This is a genomic window from Streptomyces nodosus, from assembly GCF_008704995.1.
Classification (GTDB): Bacteria; Actinomycetota; Actinomycetes; order Streptomycetales; family Streptomycetaceae; genus Streptomyces; species Streptomyces nodosus.
Genome location: NZ_CP023747.1, coordinates 4108145 through 4133071 on the forward strand (window position 1 = coordinate 4108145; position 24927 = coordinate 4133071).

Consider the following 24927-nt stretch of genomic DNA (forward strand, 5'->3'; position numbering starts at 1 on the left):
TGTGCCGGGCCCGTCGCGAGCAGCGGAGGGGACGGCAGGGCCGGCGCCTCGGAGGATGTGCCTGGCAGGGCGCGCCTCGGTGGCGGAGGCGACCGCGGTCGGCGCCGTCGTGTGGAGGGGCGGGGTTCGGGGCTGCCGGGGCGGGTGTCGGGCGTGCCCTGATGTCCCGCCGGGAAGCGGGCTCTGGGCCCGCCCCCGTTGCCCGGTCGGAACGGTGCTGGGTGGGCCCCTGATGTCCGGTCGGACACAGTTCCGGGTGGGGCCTGTGTTGTTCGGTCGGAAACGGCTCCAGACGGGCCCGTGTTGTCCCGCCCGGGACGGGTTCCGGGAGCGTGTCGCCGCGTCGGGCGACCGGCGTTCCGCTCCCTATGCCTGCCCGTCGCCCTCCTCGGGCCGGTCGGCCGCGAGGCGGTGCCCGATGTTCCGCAGTCCCACCAGGTCATGGACGTCGCCGGGCAGCGCGGCCACCTCCGCCACGGCCACCTCGGGGTGGCGCGCGGTGAAGCGGTCGCGCGTGCGCTGCTCACGGGAGAGCAACTGCATGCGTTCGGCATGCAGTCTCAACAGGCCCGCGGTGAGTTGCTCGATCCTCCGGTCCTGGTCCGTGGTGGCGGGGGAGCCTGCGTCGGATGCCGGTGCCGGGGTGCGAGGAGATTCTGAACTGCCGTACGTGTCGGGAGAGTTACGAAGTCCAGCCTTCCCGTCCGGCTGATCCACAATGCGGGGGTCTTCAAGATTTTCCGCGGCGGCGAGGGCCCGCTCGGCCGACAGCTGGGCGGCGCCGCTGTCGTGGACCCGGTTGAGCACCAGACCGGCCAGCGGCATGTCCTCGGCGGCCAGACGCTCCACGAAGTACGCGGCCTCCCGCAATGCGTCCCGCTCCGGGGCCGCCACCACCAGGAACGCCGTGCCGGGCGCCTGGAGCAGCTTGTAGGTGGCGTCCGCGCGGGTGCGGAAGCCGCCGAACATGGTGTCCATGGCGGCCACGAACGTCTGGACGTCCCGCAGCAGCTGCCCTCCGAGCAGCTTTCCCAGGGCTCCCGTCATCATCGACATGCCGACATTCAGGAACTTCATCCCCGCTCGGCCGCCCATCTTCGCCGGGGCCATCAGCACCCGGATCAGCTTGCCGTCCAGGAAGGACCCCAGGCGCTTGGGGGCGTCCAGGAAGTCCAGCGCCGAGCGCGAGGGCGGGGTGTCGACGACGATGAGGTCCCACTCGTCCCGGGCGCGCAGCTGCCCCAGCTTCTCCATCGCCATGTACTCCTGAGTGCCGGCGAAGCCCGCGGAGAGCGACTGGTAGAAGGGGTTGCCCAGAATGGCGGACGCCCGCTCGGGGTCCGCGTGCGCCTCGACGATCTCGTCGAAGGTGCGCTTCATGTCCAGCATCATGGCGTGCAGTTCGCCGTCCTCGGTGTCCTCGATGCCTTTCACCCGCCGCGGGGTGTTGTCGAGGGCGTCGATCCCCATCGACTGGGCGAGCCTGCGGGCCGGGTCGATGGTGAGCACGACCACCTTGCGGCCGCGCTCGGCCGCGCGCAGCCCGAGGGCCGCCGCCGTGGTCGTCTTGCCGACGCCTCCGGAACCGCAGCACACGACGATACGGGTCCCCGGATCGTCGAGGAGGGGGTCGATCTCCAGGACGGGCACCTGCTTCAAGGCGCGCAGGGAGCCCGTGTCGGGGGAGTGCGCCGCATCCGGGGCGGAGGACGTGTCGTCGTGCGCGGGGGCCGGGTCCGAGCTCATGAGATCCCTTGCTGACGCAGTTCCGTGGCCAGTTCGTACAGGCCCGCCAGATCCATTCCCTCGGCGAGCAGCGGCAGCTCGTGCAACGGCAGGCCCAGCTCCGCGAGTACGGCACGCTGCTCATGCTCCAGGGCGAAGCGCTCCGCGTACTCGTCGGCCTGCCGGAGCAGCGGGTCCACCAGCCGCTCCGCGAGCCCGCCACGGCGTGCGCCGCCGAGCCCGGCGTCCGACAGGGAGCGGGCGAGAGCCGTCCGCGGCACGGCCTGCGCGAGGTCCAGGTCCGACTGCTCCAGGAGCGTCGGCCGCACCATGTTCACGATGACCCGGCCCACCGGCAGCTTCGCGCCCCGCAGTTCGGAGATCCCGTCCGCGGTCTCCTGGACGGGCATCTCCTCCAGGAGCGCCACCAGGTGCACGGCCGTCCCCGGGGACTTCAGCACCCGCATCACGGCCTGTGCCTGATTGTGTATCGGGCCGATCTTGGCCAGGCCCGCCACCTCGTCGTTCACATTCAGGAAGCGGGTGATACGCCCTGTGGGCGGCGCGTCCATCACCACATGGTCGTAGACGAAACGTCCGCTTCTGTCCTTTCTGCGGACCGCCTCGCACGCCTTGCCGGTGAGGAGCACATCCCTGAGGCCCGGCGCGATGGTGGTGGCGAAGTCGATGGCGCCGAGCTTCTTCAGGGCCCGCCCCGCGCTGCCCAGCTTGTAGAACATCTGGAGGTAGTCCAGCAGGGCGAGCTCGGGGTCGATGGCCAGCGCATAGACCTCGCCGCCGCCCGGGGCGACGGCGATCTTCCGCTCCTCGTACGGAAGTGCCTCCGTCTCGAAAAGCTGTGCGATGCCTTGTCTGCCCTCGACCTCGACGAGGAGGGTGCGTCTGCCCTCGGTCGCGAGGGCGAGCGCGAGTGCCGCGGCGACCGTGGTCTTTCCGGTCCCGCCCTTGCCGCTGACGACCTGGAGCCTGCTCACGCCTTCGAGACTAACCAGTCCACGCACGGCGTACGCGGGAGGCTGTGGACAACTCCGGTCACAGTCGGACGTACGTCCGGTCGCAGCGGGACGTGTGCCCGGTCCCACCGGACCGTGGTCGGCCGCGTACCCCGGTGGTCACACGGGCTACAGTCGGCCCCATGACCAAGTGGGAATACGCAACCGTGCCGCTGCTCGTCCATGCCACGAAGCAGATTCTGGACACCTGGGGCGAGGACGGCTGGGAGCTCGTCCAGGTCGTGCCCGGGCCGAACAACCCCGAGCAGCTGGTCGCCTATCTGAAGCGGGAGAAGCAGGCATGAGCACGGTCGAGTCCCGACTGGCCGAACTGGGCCTGACGCTGCCCCAGGTGGTGCCGCCGCTGGCCGCCTACCAGCCCGCGGTGCGGTCCGGGGTGTATGTGTACACCTCCGGCCAGCTGCCGATGGTGGACGGCAAGCTTCCGGTGACCGGCAAGGTCGGTGCCGAGGTGACCCCCGAGGAGGCCAAGGACCTGGCCCGCACCTGCGCGCTGAACGCGCTCGCCGCGGTCAAGTCGGTGACGGGTGACCTGGATCGCATCGCGCGTGTGGTGAAGGTCGTGGGCTTCGTGGCGTCGGCGCCGGACTTCACGGGCCAGCCGGGGGTCGTCAACGGGGCCAGCGAGCTGCTCGCCGAGGTCCTCGGCGACAAGGGCGTGCACGCCCGCAGCGCGGTCGGTGTGGCGGTGCTCCCGCTGGACGCGCCGGTCGAGGTCGAGGTGCAGGTGGAGCTGACGGAGGCGTAGGCACGGCTCCAGGGGCGGCCGCCTCCGCCTGCGACCGGCCCTGAGGCGACAGGCGTCACCTTTGGGCCTTCCGGGCTTTCCGGGCCTTCCGGATTTATTTCCGGAGGTGGGGGACGGCCTCCTGAGGCGGCGGTGGTCCCCCCGTGGCGGCGATCACCGCCACTCGAACATCCGCCCGCTACGGGATAGCCTCCGCCCATGGCGAATGGGCAGTGGTTTCCACCGGAGTGGCCAGAGCGGATCCGCGCGCTCGCGGAGGGCACGCTCACCCCGGTCGTCCCCAGGCGCGCGGCCACCGTCATGCTCCTCAAGGACACCGGTGGCACCGGGGGTGCCCCCGTCGTCCACATGCTGCGCAGACGTGCCTCCATGGCCTTCGCGGGCGGCGCGTACGCCTACCCGGGCGGGGGTGTCGACCCGCGCGACGACGACCGCAGGATCGGCTGGGCGGGTCCCCCGCGTGCCCGGTGGGCGGACCGCCTCGGCGTCGACGAGACATCCGCGCAGGCCATCGTGTGCGCCGCTGTACGGGAGACCTACGAGGAGGCGGGCGTCCTGCTCGCCGGCCCCACCCCGGAGACCGTCGTCGGAGACACCACGGGAGCGGACTGGGAGGCGGATCGCGCGGCCCTGGTCGCCCGTGACCTGTCGTTCGCCGAGTTCCTGGAGCGCCGGGGACTGGTTCTGCGTTCCGACCTGCTCGGCGCGTGGACCCGCTGGATCACCCCGGAGTTCGAGGCGCGCCGTTACGACACCTGGTTCTTCGTGGCCGCGCTCCCCGAGGGGCAGCGCACCCGCAACGCCTCCACGGAGGCCGACCGCACCGTCTGGATCCGCCCGTCGGAGGCAGCAGCCTCGTACGACCGGGGCGAACTGCTGATGATGCCGCCCACCATCGCGACCCTGCGCCAGCTGATGCCCTATGCCACCGCCGCCGAGGTCCTGAAGGCCGCGCCGGACCGTGATCTGACCCCCGTTCTGGCCCGGGCCCGGCTGGAGCACGGCGAGGTCGTGCTGAGCTGGCCCGGCCACGACGAGTTCACCCGGCACATTCCCGGGGGAGGAGCGCCGTCATGACCTCCGTGACGGGAGGTGTGCTCGTATGACGGACGCCACGGCTCTCCCGGGGCAGCCGCGCGGCGGGGCGCTCTCCGGTCCCGCCACCGCGCGCGCAGTGAACGTTCTCGCCCCCAACGCGTCGCCGATGACCCTCGACGGCACCAACACCTGGATCGTCTCCGAGCCCGACTCCGCACTGGCGGTCGTGATCGACCCGGGGCCGCTCGACGACGGGCATCTGCGCACGGTGATCGCCACGGCGGAGCAGCTGGGCAAACGGGTCGCGCTCACGCTGCTCACCCACGGCCACCCGGACCACGCCGAAGGAGCCCTGCGGTTCGCCGAGCTGACCGGTACCGAGGTGCGCGCCCTGGACCCCGCGCTCCGGCTCGGTGACGAGGGCCTGGGCCACGGGGACGTCGTCACCGTCGGCGGTCTTGAGCTGCGCGTCGTGCCGACGCCGGGCCACACCGCCGACTCGCTGTGCTTCCATCTCCCGGCCGACCGGGCCGTCCTGACGGGCGACACCGTCCTGGGCCGCGGTACGACGGTCGTGGCGCACCCCGACGGCCGTCTGGGGGACTATCTGGACTCCCTGCGCCGCCTGAGGTCGCTCACGATCGACGACGGCGTCCACACCGTGCTCCCCGGCCACGGGCCCGTCCTCGAGGACGCCCAGGGCGCCGTCGAGTACTACCTCGCCCACCGCGCCCACCGTCTGGCCCAGATCGAGACGGCGGTCGAGCAAGGACATCGCTCGCCGGACGCGGTGGTGGCGCATGTGTACGCGGGTGTGGACCGTTCCCTGTGGCCCGCGGCCGAACTGTCGGTACGGGCACAGCTGGAGTATCTGAGGGAACACGGGCTGATCTGAGCCCGGCCGGTCAGGGATCCGGCCACACCCTCCCGACCGAGCACGCCCGGTGGAACGACGACGGGCCCCGCCTCGGAGGAGGCGGGGCCCGGGTCGTACGCCGGGACCGGGTGCCGGCGGGCCGTCGTCAGCGCGACCGCTTGGCCAGCCGCTCCACGTCCAGCAGGATCACCGCACGGGCCTCCAGACGGAGCCAGCCGCGCCCGGCGAAGTCCGCCAGCGCCTTGTTGACGGTCTCACGCGAGGCGCCGACCAGCTGGGCCAGCTCCTCCTGGGTGAGGTCGTGCACCACATGGATGCCTTCCTCGGACTGCACACCGAACCGCCGCGAGAGGTCCAGCAGCGCCCGGGCCACACGGCCGGGCACATCCGAGAAGACCAGGTCGGACATCTGGTCGTTGGTCTTGCGCAGTCGCCGGGCGACCGCCCGCAGCAGCGCCGCGGCCACCTCGGGCCGGGCGTTCAGCCACGGCTGGAGGTCGCCGTGCCCCAGGCCGAGCAGCTTGACCTCGGTCAGCGCGGTCGCCGTCGCCGTACGCGGCCCGGGGTCGAAGAGCGACAGCTCGCCGATCAGCTCACCGGGGCCGAGGACCGCGAGCATGTTCTCGCGGCCGTCGGGTGAGGTGCGGTGAAGCTTGACCTTGCCCTCCATGACCACGTACAGGCGGTCACCGGGGTCGCCCTCGTGGAACAGCGAGTCGCCGCGGGCGAGGGTCACCTCACTCATGGAGGCGCGGAGCTCCGCGGCCTGCTCGTCATCGAGCGCCGCGAAGAGCGGGGCGCGCCGCAGAACGTCGTCCACGAGTTCTCTCCTTGTCGACCTGCTCAGGGGATCTTGTTCCCCCGTGTTGCCAGGGGTCCGTGCTTCCCATTTTGCCGGACGGTCCAAACAGTGTGATCTGTCACAAGGATGCCGCACCGGTCCGGCGGGGTACGCGGCAGGGGGCCAATCGGGGGCTGATCCCCAGGCTCCGGGGCGGATGCCGGCGCAGGGCTTTAGGCTGGCCGGGTGTCCAATTCGCCGGTGAGAGCACAGGCCAAGGGAGCTGGGCGGGTGGTGGTACGTCGTGATTCCGCTGTGGGCGAACAGGTCTCAGGCGGTGGGAGAAAAGCGGCAGAGGCGGCAAAAGAGGCGCCCGGGGAGCCCGCGGTGAAGCGGCCTGCCGGGAAGACGGCCGCCAAGAAGGCCGCCGCGTCCGACAAGGACTCCTCCGCCGGGCAGCCCGCGGCTGGGAGAACCTCGGCGCGGAAGTCCGCCGCCGGAAAGACCACTCCCGGGAAGCCCGTCGCCAAGAAGGCTGTGGCCAAGAAGGGTGTGACCAAGAAGGCTGCGGCGAAGAAGCTCGCTCCCGCTCAGGCCCTCGCGAAGGACGCCGCGGTCGTCGTCGGGAAGGCCGCTCCCGCGAAGACCGTCGCGACCGAGCCCCCGAGCGGCGAGTCGCGCACCGCCCTCGTCCGCCGGGCCCGCCGCATCGACCGCGAACTCGCCGAGGTGTATCCGTACGCCCACCCGGAGCTGGACTTCGAGAACCCCTTCCAGCTGATCATCGCGACGGTGCTGTCCGCGCAGACCACGGATCTGCGGGTGAACCAGACCACCCCGGCGCTCTTCGCCCGGTATCCGACCCCCGAGGACCTGGCGGCGGCCAACCCGGAGGAGGTCGAGGAGATCCTGCGCCCCACCGGCTTCTTCCGCGCCAAGACCAAGTCGGTGATAGGGCTCTCCAAGGTCCTGGTGGAGGAGTTCGCCGGCGAGGTGCCCGGCCGTCTGGAGGACCTCGTCAAACTGCCCGGCGTCGGCCGGAAGACCGCCTTCGTGGTGCTCGGCAACGCCTTCGGCCGCCCCGGCATCACCGTCGACACACACTTCCAGCGGCTCGTACGGCGCTGGCAGTGGACCGACGCGACCGACCCCGACAAGATCGAGGCGGCCGTCGGCGCGCTCTTCCCGAAGAGCGAGTGGACGATGCTCTCGCACCATGTGATCTTCCACGGCCGCCGGATCTGTCACGCCCGCAAGCCGGCCTGCGGCGCCTGCCCGATCGCCCCGCTCTGCCCCGCGTACGGCGAGGGCGAGACCGATCCGGAGAAGGCCAGGAAGCTCCTGAAGTACGAGAAGGGCGGCTTCCCCGGCCAGCGGCTCAATCCCCCGCAGGCCTATCTGGATGCGGGCGGCATCCCGGCCCCGCCCCTGGGGGCCGGATGAGGGGCCCGCACGGGAGAGCGCGCCGTCCCGGACGGGGACGGCCCCCGGCGGGCCGGCGCACGGGACACCCACACGAGGGACACGGGGAACGATCCGCGGTTCGGCGGGCGTTGGGATCGGCAGAACGGGGGTGGCGATGACGCACGCGAGCCATACGGACCACAGGAGAGCCACGGACGACGAGCGGCTGCGGCCGACCACGGAAGGACTGCCCGACTGGCTGGACCCGGTCGTGCGGGTCGTGGAGAGCGTCGAGCCGCTCCAGCTCAGCCGCTTCCTGCCGCCCGAGGACGGCGCGGGGCGCCAGTCGGCCGTGCTGATCCTTTTCGGCGAGGGCGACCGCGGCCCCGAGCTGCTGCTGATGGAGCGCGCCAGTTCGCTGCGCTCGCACGCCGGCCAGCCGTCGTTCCCCGGCGGCGCCCTCGACCCGGAGGACGGTGACCCCAGGGCCGAGGGTCCGCTGCGGGCGGCCCTGCGCGAGGCCGAGGAGGAGACCGGGCTCGACCCGGGCGGTGTGCAGCTCTTCGGCATGCTGCCCAAGCTCTACATCCCGGTCAGCGGCTTCGTGGTGGCGCCCGTCCTCGGCTGGTGGCGGGAGCGGAGCCCGGTGGGTGTCGTCGACCCCAACGAGACGGCGCGGGTCTTCACCGTCCCCGTGGCGGATCTCACGGACCCGGCCAACAGAGCCACCGCCCTCCACCCCAGCGGCCACCGTGGTCCGGCATTTCTGGTCGAATCCGCCCTTGTCTGGGGTTTTACGGCCGGAGTCATCGACCGCCTGCTGCACTACGCGGGTTGGGAGCGCCCCTGGGACCGCGGCAGGCAGGTCCCGCTCGACTGGCGCGCATGACAAGGTGACCCCCGTGCTGTGTTTTCCCGGGGGACTCCGTGTCCCACTGACGCCGCGCGACGGGCCGGACCCCCGGCCGTACAAGGGCGACCGGAACGTGACGAGGCGAGGCTTGAAGCAGTGAACGTGCTGGACATCCTGTTGCTTGTCGCCGCGGTGTGGTTCGCGATCGTCGGCTATCGCCAGGGATTCGTCGTCGGCATCCTGTCGGTGATCGGCTTTCTGGGCGGCGGCCTGGTCGCGGTCTATCTGCTTCCCTTCTTCTGGGACAAGGCGACGGGCGGCCAGACGGTCAGCACCACTGTCGCGGTCGTCGCCGTCGTCGTGGTGATCGTCTGCGCCTCGGTGGGCCAGGCCCTGACCACCCATCTCGGCAACAAGCTGCGCAGATACATCACCTGGTCCCCGGCCCGTGCCCTGGACGCCACGGGCGGTGCCCTGGTCAATGTGGTGGCGATGCTTCTGGTCGCCTGGCTGATCGGCTCGGCCCTCGCCGGTACGACGCTGCCGACCCTCGGCAGGGAGGTCCGCGGCTCCAAGGTCCTCCTCGGTGTCTCCCGCGCCCTGCCCGCCCAGGCGGACACCTGGTTCGCCGACTTCTCCTCGGTCCTCGCACAGAACGGCTTCCCGCAAGTCTTCAGCCCGTTCGCGAACGAGCCCATCACCGAGGTCCAGCCTCCCGACCCGGCCCTCGCGAAGAGCACGGTCGCGGTGCGCGCGCAGCGGTCCATCGTCAAGGTGATGGGAACCGCGCAGAGTTGCGGCAAGGTCCTCGAAGGCACCGGATTCGTCTTCGACGACCGCCGGGTGATGACCAATGCGCATGTGGTCGGCGGCGTCGAGGAGCCCACCGTCCAGATAGGCGGCGAGGGCCGGAAGTACGACGCCAAGGTCGTCCTCTACGACTGGCGGCGCGACATCGCCGTGCTGGACGTGCCGGAACTGAAGGCGCCGGCACTGCGGTTCACGTCCAAGGACGCGGCCGGCGGCAGCAACGCGATCGTCGCGGGCTTCCCGGAGAACGGCTCGTACAACGTCCAGCCCGCGCGTGTGCGCGGTCGCATCACGGCCAACGGCCCGGACATCTACCACCGGGGCACGGTCCGCCGCGATGTGTACTCGCTGTACGCGACCGTCCGCCAGGGCAACTCCGGCGGCCCGCTGCTCACGCCTGAAGGCAGGGTCTACGGCGTGGTCTTCGCCAAGTCCCTCGACGACGCCGACACGGGATACGCGCTCACCGCGGACGAGGTCCGGGAGGACATCGCCAAGGGGCGTAGGGCGAACCAGCAGGTGGGCAGCGACAACTGCGCGCTCTGACCCACCGCTCGGCGGGGAGGGAACGGCCGCTCTGAGGGCGGCCGTCTTCCAGGCCGCCTTCCGGAGTCAGTCGCGTTGGTGACGCAGACGTGCCGAGACCCAGCGGGCCCGGCGGCGCAGGATGTGTGGAATGCCCATCCGGGGGTCCGTGCCCGCCGCCTGCGGGGCGCCCCCCTGGTGGGAGCCCGGTACGGTGGCCGAGCGTCGGTTGCGTGCTACGTCGTTGTAGTCGTGCGTCCAGCCCATACCCGCACCTCTGCCCCCGCCCCAAGGTCGATAACCGCCCGCGCGCCCCCCAATCGGCCTATGCGCCGGGCATGTGGCACGTTCGAGGAACAGCTGTTCCCGTCCGGATACCGGGCGCGTCCGGGAGGTCACGGAACGGGGTCGAGTGGGTCCGGGAACCGAGGGGTCCGGGGCCGAGGGGTCCGTCCGGCCCGGCCGGTTCCGTACGGGATCCGGGGGCCGACGCCGGGGCGTCCCGGGTGCGTCAGCGGTCGGGCTCGGGGTCCTTGAGCCAGTTGATCAGCTCGGAGGAGAACGCCACCGGGTCCTCCTCGTGAGGGAAGTGTCCCAGCCCGTCGAACAGCCGCCAGCGGTACGGCGCCTCGACGTACTCGCCCGACCCGGCCGCGCTCCTGGTCCGCATCACGGGGTCCAGCGAGCCGTGCAGATGCAGCGTGGGCACTCGTACCGGCCGCTTCATACGCCGGTTGAACTGGATGCCGTCCGGCCGGGCCAGGGAGCGCACCATCCAGCGATAGGGCTCGATCGAGCAGTGCGCCGTCGACGGGATGCACAGGGCACGCCGGTATGTCTCCACGACCTCGTCGTCCGGCAGCCGAGGCCCGGACCAGTCGCGGATGAGCCGGCCGACCAGGGCGCCGTCGTCGGCGGTGAGCCGGCGCTCGGGGATCCAGGGACGCTGGAACCCCCAGATATAGGAGCCGGCGGCCGTCTGCTTGAGGTCGCCGAGCATCGCCGAGCGCCAGCGCCGCGGATGCGGCATCGAGGCGACGGCGAGCCGCCGCACCAGCTTGGGACGCATCACGGCCGCCGTCCAGGCGAGATATCCGCCCAGGTCATGGCCGACGATCGCGGCATCGGGCTCGCCCAGGGACCGTACGACCCCGGTGATGTCCAGCGCCAGGTTCGCGGGGTCGTAACCGCGCGGTGTGCGGTCGCTGCCCCCCACCCCGCGCAGATCCATCGCCACGGCCCGGAAACCCGCGTCGGCGAGCGCCACCAGCTGGTGCCGCCATGCCCACCAGAACTGCGGGAAGCCGTGCAGCAGCAGCACCAGGGGGCCTTCGCCCAGTTCCGCGATATGGAAACGTGCGCCGTTGGCCGCGACGTCCCGGTGCGTCCAGGGCCCGTCGAGCCGTACGACGGAGGCGGGGTGTTCCGGAGGAGTGGCGGGGGACGTCATGAGGACGAGCGTGCCACAGCCTCGACCGCCGTGTCGGTCGAGTTCGGCTGACGCGGGTGCGGCTTGGCGTACTGCAGGACACCCGCGGTCTCCTTCATGGAGGCGGCCACCTTCTGCGGGCCCTTGCTCTTCTTGGCCTTCTTGGCGAAGACCAGGCCGATGAGCGCCAGCAACCCGGCGAACAGCACATTGGCGGCGAAGGACAACAGGAAGCAGACGGCCATGTTCCAGCCGGTCCAGGTCCGGATCCCGTAGGCGAGCGCGAAGTTCAGCATCGGCAGGGAGAACAGCAGCACGGCGCCGGCCGCCGAGAACGCGCCGCCGCTGGTCGCGCCGCGCCTGACGTCCTGCTTGAGTTGGGCCTTCGCCAGGGCGATCTCGTCGTGCACCAGCGCGGACAACTCGGTCGTCGCTGAGGCGAACAGCTGGCCGATGCTGCGTTCGGAGCCGACCGGGCTGCCGTCGGGTGCGCTCATCGCGGACTCCCTGCTCTGTGTCTCGTGCTCCGCGGAGGGTGCGGAGTTTTGTGGATGTGTCAGATCATGCCGGACGGCCGTGCTCCTCGCCCGCCCCGCCCGGTGCTTCGGCGCGGGTGCCGTCGCTGTCGTCCACGGGTGCCCCGGATTCGGCCTCGGATGCCGGACGGTTCCGGACCTCGGCGGAAGTGCCGCCTCCGGTCTCGGCGGAGGCCCCGTTCGCGGGTCCGACGGGCAGCACGTCCGTCCCGGCGTCGGCCGGCGGTGCGCTCGCCGGGGCACCCGACGCGGCGAGCCCCCGGTGTTCGGCGGTGCGGTGTTCGAGGATCTCGGCCATGCGCGCGTGGTACGCCGGGGAGTCCTGCTGGTAGACGTCCGGAACGCCGTCCAGGTCCTCGTCGCGTTCCTCGTCCGCGCACAGGGCACGGTACTTGGCGTTGCGTACCTTCAACAGCACCGTCGCGCACACGGCCGCGATCAACGACCCGATGAGAACGGCGGCCTTGACCTCGTCGGTGAGCACCGCGTCGCCGTGGAACGCGAGTTCGTCGATGAGCAGGGACACGGTGAAGCCGATTCCGGCCAGGGTGGCGAGGGCGAAGACGTCCGCCCAGGCGAGTCCTTCGCTGAGCGAGGCCCGGGTGAAGCGGACCGTCAGCCAGGTTCCGCCGAAGATGCCGACCGCCTTGCCGACGACGAGCCCCAGCAGCACGCCGAGCGTCTCCGGCCTGGTGAACACCTGGCCCAGCGCCCCGCCCGAGATCACGACACCCGCGTTGAACAGGGCGAACAGCGGCACCGCGAGACCGGCCGAGAGAGGCCGCACCAGGTGTTCGACGAGCTCGCCCGGGGAGTGCTCCTCGCCCTCCTCGCGATGACAGCGCAGCATCAGTCCCATGGCCACACCGGCGATGGTGGCGTGGACGCCGCTGTTGTACATCAGGCCCCAGATGACCAGCGCGAGCGGGACGTACACGTACCAGCCGCGTACGCCCTTGCGCAGCAGCACCCAGAACACGGCGAGCCCGACGACGGCGCCGCCGAGCGCCACGAAGTTCAGATCGGTCGTGAAGAAGACGGCGATGATCAGGATCGCGAAGAGGTCGTCGACGACGGCGAGGGTGAGCAGGAAGGCCCGCAGGGCGGAGGGCAGGGAGGTGCCGATGACCGCGAGGACCGCGAGCGCGAAGGCGATGTCGGTGGCCGTCGGGACCGCCCAGCCGGCCAGGGAGCCGCCGCCGAAGGCGTTGGTGAGGGCGTAGACGACCGCGGGTGCGGCCATACCGCAGAGCGCGGCGACGACCGGCAGCGCCGCGGCGCGCGGATCCCGTAGATCGCCCGCGACCAGTTCGCGTTTGAGTTCGATCCCGGCGACGAAGAAGAAGACCGCGAGGAGGCCGTCGGCGGCCCAGTGCTGGACGGACAGCCGGAGGCCGAGGGACGAGGGCCCGAGGTGGTAATGGCCGACACTCTCATAGGCGTCGTGCAGCGCGGGGACGTTCGCCCAGACCAGCGCCGCGACCGCGGCGAGCAGGATCAGCACACCACCGACGGTCTCGGTGCGCAGCGCGTCCGCGACAAACGTCCGTTCGGGCAGGGACAGACGCCCGAGGAATGTGCGACGACTGGTGCGGGGCGTGGCCACGGTGGGAACCTCCGGGTCGGACGACAAGCTGACAGCCGTCGCGAGATCCCCTCGGACGGCTCGCCGACCAGACTTCCCGGCACACCTTCAATCACCTTACCCGAGACCAATGATCATGACCCCAGACCACTGGTCAGGAAATGTGCCTGTCCGGCGATACGAGGGAGGCCCCTGCCCGTCGGAGGACCGGGAGAAGGGAGTGCCGGACAGGAGGATCCGGGTCATGAAACAACGGGGGCGCCCGGCGGAGTGCCGGGCGCCCGTCGCGGACCGGATCGCTCCGGTCCTTCGTGGCCTTTTGGTCCTGCTCAGGTCCTGCTCAGTCCTCGCTCGGCGCCGCCGGGAGCTTCGACTGGATCAGCGTCATCACGGTCGAGTCGGTCAGCGTGGTGACGTCCCCGAGCTGCCTGTTCTCCGCGACATCGCGCAGCAGACGCCGCATGATCTTCCCGGACCGCGTCTTCGGCAGCTCCGCCACCGGCAGGATCCGCTTCGGCTTGGCGATCGGCCCGAGGGTCGCGCCCACATGGTTGCGCAGTTCGGCGACCAGGCTCTCGTCCTCGGACGCCGTGCCCCGAAGGATCACGAACGCCACGATCGCCTGCCCCGTGGTCTCGTCCGCGGCGCCCACGACCGCCGCCTCGGCGACCGCCGGGTGCGACACCAGGGCGGACTCCACCTCGGTGGTGGAGATGTTGTGCCCGGAGACCAGCATCACGTCGTCGACGCGTCCGAGGAGCCAGATGTCCCCGTCGGCGTCCTTCTTGGCGCCGTCCCCGGCGAAGTACTTGCCCTCGAACCGCGACCAGTACGTGTCGATGAACCGCTGGTCGTCGCCCCAGATGGTGCGCAGCATCGACGGCCACGGCTCGGTGAGCACGAGATAGCCGCCGCCTCCGTTCGACACCTCGGCCCCCTCGTCGTCGACGACGGTGGCGGAGATGCCCGGCAGCGGATGCTGGGCGGACCCCGGCTTGGCCTCGGACACGCCCGGCAGCGGCGAGATCATCATCGCCCCGGTCTCGGTCTGCCACCAGGTGTCCACGACCGGCGTGCGGTCGGCGCCGATGTGCTTGCGGTACCAGATCCACGCCTCGGGGTTGATCGGCTCACCGACGGATCCGAGGACGCGCAGGCTGCTGAGATCGAACTTCGCGGGGATGTCGTCTCCCCACTTCATGAACGTGCGGATGGCCGTCGGCGCCGTGTACAGGATGGTCACGCCGTACTTCTGCACGACCTCCCAGAAGCGGCCCTGGTGCGGGGTGTCGGGGGTGCCCTCGTACATGACCTGGGTCGCGCCGTTGGCCAGCGGCCCGTACACGATGTACGAGTGTCCGGTGACCCAGCCGACGTCCGCGGTGCACCAGTAGACATCCGTCTCGGGCTTGAGGTCGAAGACGGCGTGGTGGGTGTACGAGGCCTGGGTGAGGTAGCCGCCGGAGGTGTGCAGGATGCCCTTCGGCTTCCCCGTCGTCCCGGAGGTGTAGAGGATGAACAGCGGATGCTCCGCCTCGAACGCCTCCGGGGTGTGCTCGGCGGACTGCCGGGCGACGGCCTCGTGCCACCAGAGGTCCCGGCCCTCGGTCCAGGCGACCTCCTGGCCCGTACGGCGCACCACGAGCACGTGTTCGACGTTGTCCACACGGTCGATCGCGTCGTCGACGGCCGGCTTGAGCGCGGACGGCTTGCCGCGCCGGTAGCCCCCGTCGGAGGTGATGACGACCTTGGCGTCGGCGTCCTTGATCCGGGTGGCGAGCGCGTCGGCCGAGAAGCCGCCGAAGACCACGGAGTGCGCGGCGCCGATGCGGGCGCAGGCCAGCATCGCGATCGCGGTCTCGGGGATCATCGGCATATAGACGGCGACCCGGTCGCCCTTGCGGACCCCCAGCTCCAGCAGGGCGTTCGCGGCCCTGGAGACCTCGTCCTTGAGTTCGGCGTAGGTGATGGCGCGGCTGTCGCCGGGCTCACCCTCGAAGTGGATGGCGACGCGGTCACCGTGCCCCGCCTCGACGTGCCGGTCGACGCAGTTGTACGCGACGTTCAGCGTGCCGTCCTCGAACCACTTGGCGAAGGGCGGATTCGACCAGTCGAGGGTCTTGGTGGGCTCCTCGGCCCAGGTCAGCCGACGGGCCTGCTCGGCCCAGAAGCCGAGCCTGTCAGCCTTGGCCTGTTCGTACGCCGCCGCGGTGACATTGGCGTTCGCTGCCAGGTCGGCGGGCGGCGAGAAGCGACGCTCCTCCTTCAACAGGTTGGCCAGGCTCTCATTGCTCACGACATCTCCCTTTCCCGGAGTGTCCGCTGTGTTCCAGGCCACAGCTCATCAGACCAGGGGCTTGATGACAAGGGTCGACCGAACATTGGTTTAGACCTGTTGCCGGTCCTTGCCGGACGGCTTCTCCTGAGGTCACGTACGCCCGGCCGCCCCGGTTCACCGGGCGGTGCCGCCTCCCCGTGGGGTGTGCGGAGTGTTCCGTGCGGTGTGCTGCGGGCGGAGGTCCGCGGCGCACCGCGGCGGCTGCTTCCGGCGCGCCTCAGGGCAAGCCCCTGGTGCCGGGCGGTCATCGCTCACACGGCCGCCGTCAGGCCCTCTTTGAGGACGAAGCCGGGGTCGATCTGTGCGGCCAGGTCGGCCCCGGTGCGCTCGTTGCCCCAACTGGTCGCGTTCTTCAGATGGAAGTGCACCATCTGGCGTGTGTAGCGCTCCCAGTCGCGCAGTTCGTAGGTGGCGTCGGCGGCGGTCTGAAGGGTCCGCAGGGCATTGCGGTCGGCCTCCTCCAGCAGGCCGAAGCGGAGCGGGCGGCCCTTCTCCATGGAGCGCACCCAGTCCGAGTGCCCGACGGTCACGAGCAGGTCGTCGCCGACCTCGTCACGCAGGAAGTCGATGTCGTCCCGGCCCTGCACCTTGTTGCCGACGACCTTCAGCAGGACGCCGAAGTCGCGGGCGTACTCCTTGTACTGCCGGTAGACGGAGACCCCCTTCCGGGTCGGCTCGGCGACGAGGAAGGTGATGTCGAAGCGGGTGAACAGGCCGGAGGCGAAGGAGTCCGAACCCGCCGTCATGTCGACCACCACATATTCGTCGTGGCCGTCGACCAGGTGGTTGAGGCACAGCTCCACGGCTCCCGTCTTGGAGTGGTAGCAGGCGACCCCCAGATCGGCGTCCGTGAAGGGGCCGGTGGCCATCAGGCGGACGGTGCCTCCGTCGAGGTCCACCGGGCGTGCGCAGGCGTCGTACACCGGGTTGTGCTCCCGCACCCGCAGCAGGCGTGAGCCCTCACCGGGCGGAGTGGTCTTGATCATCGTCTCCGCGGAGGCGATCCGCGGATTGCGGCCGCGCAGATAGTCCTTGATCAGTCGCAGTCGCTCGCCCATGGCGGGCAGTGCCGCGGCTTCCTCGTCGTCGAGCCCGAGTGCGGCCCCGAGGTGCTGGTTGATGTCGGCGTCGATGGCGACGACGGGCGCCCCGACGGAGACGAGATGGCGGACGAAGAGGGAGGACAGGGTCGTCTTGCCGCTGCCGCCCTTACCGACGAAAGCAATTTTCATGTTCACGAAGAGTAGTGTTGTGATTGCTCTGAGTGGCAGGGGTGGGTGAAGAAGACCACTCCATCGAAGGAGGGGGCGCACCGGTGCGTAGTGTCGTACTCATGAGTACGACAGGTGCGACCGATCCCCTTGCGGCCCTGGGGGCGCTGCCCGGGGTGCCCGAGTCCGTGGAGTCCGTACGCAAGGCCGTGGACCGGGTCTACGGGCACCGGATCATGCGGCGCCGCAGCAACGAGATCACCTCCGAGGCGGCGTTGCGCGGCGCGCGCGGCTCGGCCGCGCTGTCCGGTGCCGACTGGGCGCTCGAGGAGGTGCGCCGGCGGACCGACTTCAGCAGTGACGACGAGGCCCGTACGGTGGGCGCGGCCCTGAGGCTGACCGCCGAGGCGGGGCAACTGCTCTCCATCTGGCGGCAGTCTCCGCTGCGGGTGCTGGCCCGGCTGCATCTCGTCGCGGCCGCCGCCTCCGATCCCCGGGTGGGGCGCCCGCGGCAGGACGGCGAACCGGTCGAGGAGCCGCTGGTGGAGCTGGCGTTGCCGGGCGCCACCGAGGTCTCCGGCCGTCTCGAGGGGCTCTCCCGGCTGATCGTCGCCGGTGGCCCGGCCTCCGCCCTGGTGACCGCGGCCGTCGTGCACGGCGAACTGCTCGCCCTGCGCCCCTTCGGCTCCCACAACGGCCTGGTGGCACGGGCGGCCCAGCGCATCGTCCTGGTGGGCAGCGGTCTCGACCCGAAGGCGATCTGCTCGGCGGAGGTCGGTCACGCGGAACTGGGCCGTGCGGCCTATGTCGCCGCTCTCGACGGCTATGTCTCGGGAACCCCGCAGGGCATGGCCGCGTGGATCGCCCACTGCGGGAGGGCGGTCGAGCTGGGGGTGCGCGAGTCGACCGCGGTCTGTGAGGCGCTGCAGCGCGGGGCGGCATAGCCCCTCATCGGCGTGGCGGCCGCGGGGAAGGGTCCCGGACAGGAGGAAAGGCCCTGCCTCAGGGCCTTTCGCGTGGTTGCGGCGGTACGAGGGCTCGTACCGCCGCTGGCATGTCCATCGGGTTACCAAGCGTCCTCGATGTGGTGCCCATCAGGTCGGGAACTTCTGCCCGTCACCTGGTGCGGCTGGCCCGTAATCGACGGGTCGACGTCGCGTGGGTGCCCGGTGTTCATGCTCGGTCCGTGGGGCCGTTCGCGTTCTTGAAGATGATCCTTTCGGATGTTCTCTGGTCTCGCGGGCCGTTACCCCTTTTGTACTCCAGGGCCGGGCCGAGCGGAACCCCTGACTACGGTTCTTTACTTCGAGGGGCGAAGTGTCCGAATCGGCCACGAGCGCGGCCGGTGACCCCGAAGGGTTCACACGGCTGTCGCACGGCGCCGGTTGGCGTACCAGAAGAGTCCCGCCGTGGCCGCCGCCGCGCCTATGGCGGCCATCGCCAGGAGGGCCGGACGGGGCGGCACCGACAAGCGCTGCTTCAGCCGGACGGGGCGGTGGAAGTCCAGGACGGGCCAGCCCCGCGAGAGCGCCTCGCGTCGCAGTGCCCGGTCCGGGTTCACGGCGTGCGGATGGCCGACGGACTCCAGCATCGGCAGGTCGGTCGCCGAGTCGCTGTAGGCGTAGCAGCGCGCGAGGTCGTATCCCTCGGATGCGGCGAGTTCCTTCACCGCCTCGGCCTTCGTCGGCCCGTACGCGTAGTACTCCACCTCGCCCGTGAAGCAGCCGTCGTCGCCGACCACCATGCGGGTGGCGACCACCCGGTCCGCGCCGAGCAGTTCCCCGATCGGCTCGACCACCTCGGCACCCGAGGTGGACACGATCACGACATCGCGGCCGGCGGTGTGGTGCTCCTCGATGAGGGAGGCGGCCTCGTCGTAGATGATCGGATCGATCAGGTCGTGGAGGGTCTCGGCGACGATCTCCTTGACCTGCTGGACGTTCCAGCCCCGGCACATCGCGGAAAGGTACTCGCGCATCCGCTCCATCTGGTCGTGGTCCGCGCCGCCCGCCAGGAACACGAACTGGGTATAGGCGGTACGCAACGCGGCCCTGCGGTTGATCAGTCCGCCTTGGTAGAAGGACTTGCTGAACGTGAGCGTGCTCGACTTCGCAATGACCGTCTTGTCCAGGTCAAAGAAGGCCGCTGTGCGGGTCAAGGAGTGGTTTTCCACGGGCCTGAGCATAGGCGCACGCCATTCGGCGTAAGGTGGGGCGTGTGGGTTTGCCTGAGAAGGCTCTCGGGTACACCATGGAAGTCACGGATCGTTCGCGACCGTGCTAACCCGGTCCGACTCCTCCCCCCCCGAGTCGGCCGTGGGGACGACCCCCGCTCTCCCCCCCGGCGGGGGTCGTCGCATGTCCAGGCAGGTTTTCACCCCCCTTTCCGCGCGATCCCGGGCCCTTTTTGCGGCCGGACGGGATCGCTTCGGCGTGCGCATGATCCATCACCCTGTGTAGTCGCAAGGCTGCTCCTGGAGAGCGTCCACACTCTCCCCCGGAGGGGTGACGGCGATATTCACAACCACTGGGTCGTCCACAGTTTTCGACCAAGATCCACATGTTTTCCGGGTTCGCTGCACCGTGATTCCGACGCGTCCCGCCGGTGGCGAGTTCACGGCCGGTTCTGTTTGTCGGACGTGTAGGGCCGGTTCGTATCGGCCGTTCATATGGAGACCGGTTCCGGTTCTTCATGCGAGCGGGAAGTGCGGGGCCGAGGTGGGCCTCGCGCACCGGGCGGAAGAAGCGGAAGAAGCAGCGGAGGGGGCTGGAGATCGTGGCGGGAGTCGTCACACACGACGGGTCGGCCGTCGCCGAGAGGCGGCGCGGCGGACCCCTGATCGTCACCGAGGACACTGAACTCCTCGACGACCTGTTGCGGCTGTGTGCGGCCGCGGGCGCCAGACCCGAGGTCCATCCCGGGGTGCCGGCGCACCGGGGCAGCTGGGAGGCGGCGCCGCTCGTCCTGGTCGGCGACGACGCGGTGCGCCGTGTGCGCGGAGCCGTACGCAGGCGCGGAGTGGTCCTGGTCGGACGGGATCAGGACGATCCCGGTGTCTGGCGGCGCGGGGTGGAGATCGGAGCCGACCATGTCCTACTGCTGCCGGACGGCGAGCAGTGGCTGGTCGACCGGATCGCGGACGTGGCCGAGGGCGTCGGCCGGCCGGCGCTTACCGTGGGGGTGATCGGCGGCCGGGGCGGGGCCGGGGCGTCCACCCTCGCCTGCGCCCTGGCCGTCACCTCCGCCCGCGAGGGCAGGCGCACCCTCCTCGTGGACGCGGATCCACTGGGCGGCGGACTCGATGTGCTCCTCGGCGGAGAGACCACCGAGGGGCTGCGCTGGCCGGCGTTCGCCGCCTCCCGCGGCCGCGTCGGCGGCGGGGCTCTGGAGGAGTCCCTGCCCGAGCTGCATGCGCTGCGGGTGCTCAGCTGGGACCGGGGCGACACCGTGGCGGTGCCGCCCCAGGCCGTCCGCGCGGTCCTCGCGGCGGCCCGGCGACGCGGCGGGGCGGTCGTCGTCGACCTTCCGCGCCGTGTGGACGAGGGGGTCGCCGAGGCTCTCGCGCAGGTGGACGTCGGGGTGCTGGTGATCCCCGCCGAACTGCGGGCCGTCGCCGCGGCCCGGCGGGTGGCGTCGGCCGTCGGCATGGTCCTCGGCGATCTGCGGATCGCGGTCCGCGGGCCGTACGCGCCGGGACTCGACGACCGTGAGGTGGCACGGCTGCTGAGGCTGCCGCTGCTCGGCGAAGTGCCGTCCGAGAAACCGCCCCAGGACGGTTCGGTGCCGCCCGGGGCAGCGGCGCGGGGGCCGCTCGCCCGCTTCTGCTCGGCCTTCTGGGAGCGGGCGCTGGCCGAGGCGGGTGAGTGTCCGTGAGCAGGGGCTGGGGCACGACGGCGCGGACGGACCGCGGCACGGGACCCGGCGCGGCGGCGGCCGGGGGCCCCGGGAGCGCGACCGGGCCGGGTGAGGACACACGGCTGCTGGACGGTGTGCGCCAGTGGCTGGCCGAGAGCGGGGCCGAGCCGACACCCGCACGCGTGGCACAGGCGCTGCGGGAGCAGGGGCGGGTGCTCGGGGACGCGGAAGTGCTGGGCGCGGCCCGGCAGTTGCGCTCCGAGCTGGTCGGAAGCGGGCCTCTGGAACCGCTGCTCGCCGATCCGTCTGTGACCGATGTCCTGGTGTCGGCGCCCGACCGGGTGTGGGTGGACCGCGGCGGCGGACTGGAGCTGACGGAGGTGTCCTTTCCGGACGCGGCAGCCGTACGGCGCCTCGCCCAGCGGCTCGCGGCGGTGGCCGGGCGGCGGCTGGACGACGCCCGACCGTGGGTCGACGCCCGCCTTCCGGACGGAACCCGGCTGCATGCGGTGCTGCCGCCGGTCTCCGTCGGCTCCACCTGCCTGTCGCTGCGGGTCGTACGGCCCCGGGCCTTCACCCTCGACGAGCTGGTGGCGGCGGGCACGGTGCCACCGGGCGGGGAACGGGTGCTGAGGGCGCTGATCGCCTCCCGGCTCTCCTATGTGATCAGCGGTGGCACCGGTTCGGGCAAGACCACGCTGCTGAGTGCGCTGCTGGGTGTGGTGGGGCCCGAGGAGCGGATCGTGCTGGCCGAGGACTCGGCCGAACTGCGGCCCGACCACCCCCATGTGGTGCGCCTTGAAGGGCGGCCCGCGAACCAGGAGGGCGTGGGGCTCGTCGAGCTCCAGGACCTGGTGCGGCAGGCACTGCGGATGAGACCCGACCGGCTTGTGGTCGGAGAGGTGCGGGGGTCCGAGGTGGTGGCCCTGCTGGCCGCTCTGAACACAGGTCACGAGGGCGGCTGCGGAACGCTTCATGCGAACGCGGCGGCCCAGGTGCCCGCCCGGCTGGAGGCGCTGGGCACCGCGGCGGGACTGGACCGGGCCGCGCTGCACAGCCAGTTGGCGGCCGCGCTGTCGGTGGTCCTCCATCTGGTGCGCGACCGGACCGGGCGACGCCGGATCGCGGAGGTGCATGTGCTGGAACGCGACGCGTCGGGGCTTGTGGTGACGGTGCCCGCGCTGCGGTGGGGCCCGGAGGCGTTCACCCGCGAGCGGGGCTGGGAGCGGCTGCGGGAGCTGCTTCGGGGCGGACATGACGGGAGCGGCGGAGGCCTGATGTGAGGGGAGCGGCGGTGCAGGGGCCGGGAACGGCTGTGGAGTTGACGGGAGCGGCGGAGACCTGACGTGAGGGGATCGGCAGAGGTGAGGGACAGGGCCGAAGGGACGGGAGTGTGCTGTGGTGACGGGGATCGGTCAGATGTGGGCCGGTGCGGGACTGGTGTGTGCCGGTGCGGCCGCCTGGGCGATGAGCGGAGCGAACCCGGGGGCGCGCCGCGTCCGGGGGCTGTTCGCGGGCGGCGGCGAGACGGCCGGGGCGGACCCGCCGCCCTGGGAGCGGGCTCTGGCGAGGGTGCGGAGGCTGCCGGTCGAGTGGTGGGCACTCGCCGTGGGCGCCCTGATCGGGGTGCTCGGCGCATCCGTTCTGCCGCTGCCGGCCGGGGCCGTCGGAGTGCTCGTGCTGCGACGGGTGCGACAGGCGCGGGAGGCGCGGCAGGAACGGGAGGCGCGCGGCGAGGCGGTGATCGCGCTGTGCGGGGCACTTGCCGGGGAGGTGCGTGCGGGGCATCAGCCGGGTGAGGCGCTGCTGTCCGCGGCGCGTGCCTCGGCCGGGTTGGGCGAGGCGCAGGCGACGGTGCTGGCGGCGGCACGGTTCGGAGGGGATGTGCCGGGGGCGCTCGCGGATGCCGCCCGGCAGCCGGGGGCCGAGGGACTGTCGGGGCTCGCCGCGTGCTGGCGGGTGGCCGTGGACCGTGGCGCGGGGCTGGCGGCCGGGCTCGACCGACTGGAGGCGGCCCTGCGCGCGGAGCGTGACCAGCGGGCCGATCTGCGCGCCCAGTTGGCGGGTGCCCGGTCGACGGCGGCGCTGCTTGCGGGGCTGCCGGTGCTGGGCCTGCTGCTGGGTACCGCGCTCGGCGCGCATCCGCTGCACATCCTGCTGCACACCGGCGTGGGGCTGGCCTGTCTGGCGGTCGGCGGTCTGCTGGAGGGGGCGGGGCTGTGGTGGGCCCTGGCGATCGTGCGGGAAGCGGAGGCGGCATGAGCGCCGTCGTCATCCACAGGCTGGGGATGCTGTGCGGGGTGCTGGCACTGGGGTGGCCGCTGTGGGCGCTCGTCGCGGCGCGGCGCGAGCGGAGGGCGCGACGGCGGCTCGGTGCGGTGCTGGGGCGGGGCGCTGTGTCCGAGGGCGCGGGCGGGCCGTGGAGGGGCATGTCGGGTGCCCTGCGATGGCGGGCCGGGGCGCGGGACACCGCGCGGAGGTGGCTTCCGGTCGCGGGGGCGGTGTGCGCCGGTTGGGTGCTCATCGGGGGACTCGCCGGGCCTGGCGCCGGACTGGTCGTCGGTCTTGCCACGGCACACCGGCGAGCCCGGCGGGAACGTGCCCGTCCTGCCGAGGAGTACGACCCTGCCGTGGTGGCCCGTCAGCTGCCGCTGGCCGCGGATCTGCTGGCGGCCTGTATCGCGGCGGGCGCGAGTCCCGTGTCGGCCGCACAGGCGGTGGGCGAGGCACTGGAGGGGCCGGTGGGCGGACGGCTCGCACGGGGCGCGGCCGAGATGCGGCTCGGAGGTGAACCGGCCGACGCCTGGCGGCGGCTCGCCCTGCTCCCCGGCGCCGGGCCGCTGGCGCGGCTCCTCGAACGGGCGGGTGACTCAGGTGCCCCGGCGGCCGCACCGGTCGGGCGCCTCGCGGTGGCGGCCCGTGCCGAACGGATCCGCGCGGCGACGGCACGCGCACGTCGCGCGGGCGTCATGGTCACCGCACCGGTGGGGCTGTGCTTCCTGCCCGCCTTCATCGCGGTCGGGGTGCTGCCCGTCGTGATCGGACTGGCAGGAGGACTTCTGGGCGGAGAAGGCGGGTGAGAGAGCCGGACGGGCCGGGTCGGACACAGCGGCAGGCCGTCGGAGCGACGGATCAGTGAACCAACAGACCAACAGACCAACAGCAACAGATCAACAGCAACAGATCGACGGGACGAAGAACCTCACGGGGGTCGGCATGGGACAGGTGGTACGAGTACGGGCCCGGGCGCGTGCGCTGGCGGGCCGGGTACGGGCGGCGGTACGCGAGGACAGGGGCATGGTCACTTCCGAGTACGCGGTGGGCATCATCGCGGCGGTGGCCTTCGCGGCGGTCCTCTACAAGGTGTTGACGAGCGGGCAGGTCAGTGCGGAGCTGCAGGACATCGTGAAGCGGGCGCTCCATGTCCGGATGTGACGGGGCGAAAGGGCGCAGGGGCCGTGGCTCCGGCCGGGATCGCGGGTTCGTCACGGCGGAGACCGCGGTCGTGCTGCCCGCGCTGGTGCTCTTCGCGATGGCCCTTGTCTGGGCCCTGCTGGCCGCGTCCGCGCAGATCCAGTGCGTGGACGCGGCCCGGGCGGGCGCCCGCGCGGCTGCTCGGCAGGAGCCGGCGGGGGTGGTCCGGGAGGTGGCCCGGCGGGCGGCGCCGGACGGTGCGCACATCACGGTGAGCCGACGGGGGGACCTGGTGCGCGTGCTGGTCGTCGCGCGTCCAGCCGGGCCGGCCGGACTGCCGCTCGAACTGCGCCACCAGGCGGCGGCGTTGGCCGAGGACACGGTGGGGGTGAACCGCTGAAGATGCAGGTCATGAGGGTGTTCCGGGCCAGGGCGTGGCAGCAGGTCGATAAGTCGCCGCCGAGGCGCCGGCCGATGGGCGACCGGGGTTCGGCGGCGGTCTTGGGCGTGTGGGCGATCGGCGCCCTGTGCGCCGTGTTCGGGGTGCTGCTGGCCCAGGGCACGGCCGTGGTGGTCCGTCATCGTGCGGCCGGCGTGGCCGATCTGGCGGCGCTCGCGGCCGCCGACCACTGGACGGAGGGAGCGGACAAGGCGTGCGTCATGGCGGGGCGGGTCGCGGCGGCCCAGGGCGGCCGACTGGTGCGATGCGCCGTCGTGGGCGAGATCTCCGACATCACCGCGGCGGCGTCCGCAGGACTGTTCGA

At 71.7% G+C, this 24927-nt stretch carries 24 protein-coding genes and 1 pseudogene; 15 read left to right on the forward strand and 10 right to left on the reverse strand.

Going from position 1 to position 24927, the window contains the following annotated elements; all coding sequences use genetic code 11:
- Nucleotides 1-366: 366 nt before the first annotated feature.
- Together bagB and bagA are read right to left on the reverse strand one after the other, a co-directional pair.
- Nucleotides 367-1746, reverse strand: a complete 1380-nt coding sequence (gene bagB / locus CP978_RS18570) for an ATPase BagB (protein ID WP_043442456.1) — start codon at nt 1744-1746, stop codon at nt 367-369.
- Nucleotides 1743-2720, reverse strand: coding sequence for an ATPase BagA (gene bagA / locus CP978_RS18575; RefSeq protein ID WP_043442458.1), 978 nt, complete (start codon nt 2718-2720; stop codon nt 1743-1745). The genes bagB and bagA overlap by 4 nt, the downstream gene beginning before the upstream one ends.
- Before the next feature lie 161 nt (nt 2721-2881).
- Between bagA and sp36 the strand changes: the two genes are divergently transcribed.
- The 4 genes from sp36 (at nt 2882) to CP978_RS18595 (ending at nt 5440) form a co-directional block, all read left to right on the forward strand.
- Nucleotides 2882-3043, forward strand: a complete 162-nt coding sequence (sp36, locus tag CP978_RS18580; protein ID WP_003975360.1) for a Sp36 family protein — start codon at nt 2882-2884, stop codon at nt 3041-3043.
- Nucleotides 3040-3507: a RidA family protein gene (locus tag CP978_RS18585; protein WP_043442460.1), complete on the forward strand. Its 468-nt coding sequence runs from the start codon at nt 3040-3042 to the stop codon at nt 3505-3507. Before sp36 ends, CP978_RS18585 begins: the two co-directional genes overlap by 4 nt.
- Before the next feature lie 198 nt (nt 3508-3705).
- On the forward strand, nt 3706-4584 hold the full coding sequence (locus tag CP978_RS18590; RefSeq protein WP_043442463.1) for an NUDIX hydrolase: 879 nt from the start codon (nt 3706-3708) through the stop codon (nt 4582-4584).
- 25 nt (nt 4585-4609) lie between these two features.
- A complete protein-coding gene (locus tag CP978_RS18595) occupies nt 4610-5440 on the forward strand; it encodes an MBL fold metallo-hydrolase (protein WP_043442466.1) in 831 nt (276 codons plus the stop codon).
- 127 nt (nt 5441-5567) lie between these two features.
- On the opposite strand, the gene CP978_RS18600 is transcribed toward CP978_RS18595, so the two are convergent.
- Nucleotides 5568-6242, reverse strand: coding sequence for a Crp/Fnr family transcriptional regulator (locus tag CP978_RS18600; RefSeq protein ID WP_030573597.1), 675 nt, complete (start codon nt 6240-6242; stop codon nt 5568-5570).
- Between the two features lie 348 nt (nt 6243-6590).
- Between CP978_RS18600 and nth the strand changes: the two genes are divergently transcribed.
- From nth to CP978_RS18615, 3 genes are all read left to right on the forward strand, one after another.
- Nucleotides 6591-7646, forward strand: coding sequence for an endonuclease III (nth, locus tag CP978_RS18605; RefSeq protein ID WP_107070549.1), 1056 nt, complete (start codon nt 6591-6593; stop codon nt 7644-7646).
- Between the two features lie 136 nt (nt 7647-7782).
- Entirely contained in the window at nt 7783-8496 is a 714-nt protein-coding gene (locus CP978_RS18610; RefSeq protein WP_052454176.1) for an NUDIX hydrolase, read from the forward strand.
- 120 nt (nt 8497-8616) lie between these two features.
- Entirely contained in the window at nt 8617-9816 is a 1200-nt protein-coding gene (locus CP978_RS18615; protein WP_043442475.1) for a MarP family serine protease, read from the forward strand.
- A gap of 66 nt (nt 9817-9882) precedes the next feature.
- Here CP978_RS18615 and CP978_RS18620 read toward each other — a convergent pair whose 3' ends face one another.
- From CP978_RS18620 to CP978_RS18645, 6 genes are all read right to left on the reverse strand, one after another.
- On the reverse strand, nt 9883-10062 hold the full coding sequence (locus CP978_RS18620; protein WP_043442479.1) for a hypothetical protein: 180 nt from the start codon (nt 10060-10062) through the stop codon (nt 9883-9885).
- Nucleotides 10063-10306: 244 nt separating this feature from the next.
- Nucleotides 10307-11245 (reverse strand): alpha/beta fold hydrolase, encoded by a 939-nt coding sequence (locus CP978_RS18625; RefSeq protein WP_043442482.1) that lies wholly within the window; start codon nt 11243-11245, stop codon nt 10307-10309.
- The gene (locus tag CP978_RS18630) at nt 11242-11721 is read right to left on the reverse strand and encodes a phage holin family protein (protein WP_043442484.1); all 480 of its coding nucleotides are present in this window, start codon (nt 11719-11721) and stop codon (nt 11242-11244) included. Before CP978_RS18630 ends, CP978_RS18625 begins: the two co-directional genes overlap by 4 nt.
- Nucleotides 11722-11785: 64 nt before the next feature.
- Nucleotides 11786-13366 (reverse strand): Na+/H+ antiporter NhaA, encoded by a 1581-nt coding sequence (nhaA, locus tag CP978_RS18635; RefSeq protein ID WP_079162207.1) that lies wholly within the window; start codon nt 13364-13366, stop codon nt 11786-11788.
- A 319-nt stretch (nt 13367-13685) separates the two neighbouring features.
- A complete protein-coding gene (gene acs, locus CP978_RS18640; protein WP_043442485.1) occupies nt 13686-15641 on the reverse strand; it encodes an acetate--CoA ligase in 1956 nt (651 codons plus the stop codon).
- Between the two features lie 293 nt (nt 15642-15934).
- The gene (locus CP978_RS18645) at nt 15935-16915 is read right to left on the reverse strand and encodes an ATP-binding protein (RefSeq protein WP_043442488.1); all 981 of its coding nucleotides are present in this window, start codon (nt 16913-16915) and stop codon (nt 15935-15937) included.
- Between the two features lie 101 nt (nt 16916-17016).
- Here CP978_RS18645 and CP978_RS18650 point away from each other — a divergent pair, with 101 nt between their 5' ends.
- On the forward strand, nt 17017-17838 hold the full coding sequence (locus tag CP978_RS18650; RefSeq protein WP_043442491.1) for a Fic family protein: 822 nt from the start codon (nt 17017-17019) through the stop codon (nt 17836-17838).
- Between the two features lie 416 nt (nt 17839-18254).
- On the opposite strand, the gene CP978_RS18655 is transcribed toward CP978_RS18650, so the two are convergent.
- Entirely contained in the window at nt 18255-19079 is an 825-nt protein-coding gene (locus tag CP978_RS18655) for an HAD family hydrolase (RefSeq protein ID WP_150478247.1), read from the reverse strand.
- Nucleotides 19080-19669: 590 nt separating this feature from the next.
- Here CP978_RS18655 and ssd point away from each other — a divergent pair.
- The 7 genes and pseudogenes from ssd to CP978_RS18690 form a co-directional block, all read left to right on the forward strand.
- The gene (gene ssd / locus CP978_RS18660) at nt 19670-20767 is read left to right on the forward strand and encodes a septum site-determining protein Ssd (protein ID WP_043442493.1); all 1098 of its coding nucleotides are present in this window, start codon (nt 19670-19672) and stop codon (nt 20765-20767) included.
- Between the two features lie 104 nt (nt 20768-20871).
- The gene (locus tag CP978_RS18665; protein WP_043442496.1) at nt 20872-22032 is read left to right on the forward strand and encodes a TadA family conjugal transfer-associated ATPase; all 1161 of its coding nucleotides are present in this window, start codon (nt 20872-20874) and stop codon (nt 22030-22032) included.
- A gap of 136 nt (nt 22033-22168) precedes the next feature.
- The gene (locus CP978_RS18670; protein ID WP_174498731.1) at nt 22169-23011 is read left to right on the forward strand and encodes a type II secretion system F family protein; all 843 of its coding nucleotides are present in this window, start codon (nt 22169-22171) and stop codon (nt 23009-23011) included.
- Nucleotides 23008-23829, forward strand: a complete 822-nt coding sequence (locus CP978_RS18675; RefSeq protein ID WP_043442502.1) for a type II secretion system F family protein — start codon at nt 23008-23010, stop codon at nt 23827-23829. The genes CP978_RS18670 and CP978_RS18675 overlap by 4 nt, the downstream gene beginning before the upstream one ends.
- Nucleotides 23830-23965: 136 nt before the next feature.
- Complete coding sequence (locus CP978_RS18680; RefSeq protein ID WP_079162208.1) at nt 23966-24184, forward strand: DUF4244 domain-containing protein; 219 nt, start codon at nt 23966-23968, stop codon at nt 24182-24184.
- Nucleotides 24171-24563, forward strand: a complete 393-nt coding sequence (locus CP978_RS18685; RefSeq protein WP_079162209.1) for a TadE family type IV pilus minor pilin — start codon at nt 24171-24173, stop codon at nt 24561-24563. The genes CP978_RS18680 and CP978_RS18685 overlap by 14 nt, the downstream gene beginning before the upstream one ends.
- A gap of 74 nt (nt 24564-24637) precedes the next feature.
- Nucleotides 24638-24895, forward strand: a pseudogene (locus CP978_RS18690) (Rv3654c family TadE-like protein); the annotation flags it as partial.
- Nucleotides 24896-24927: the final 32 nt, after the last annotated feature.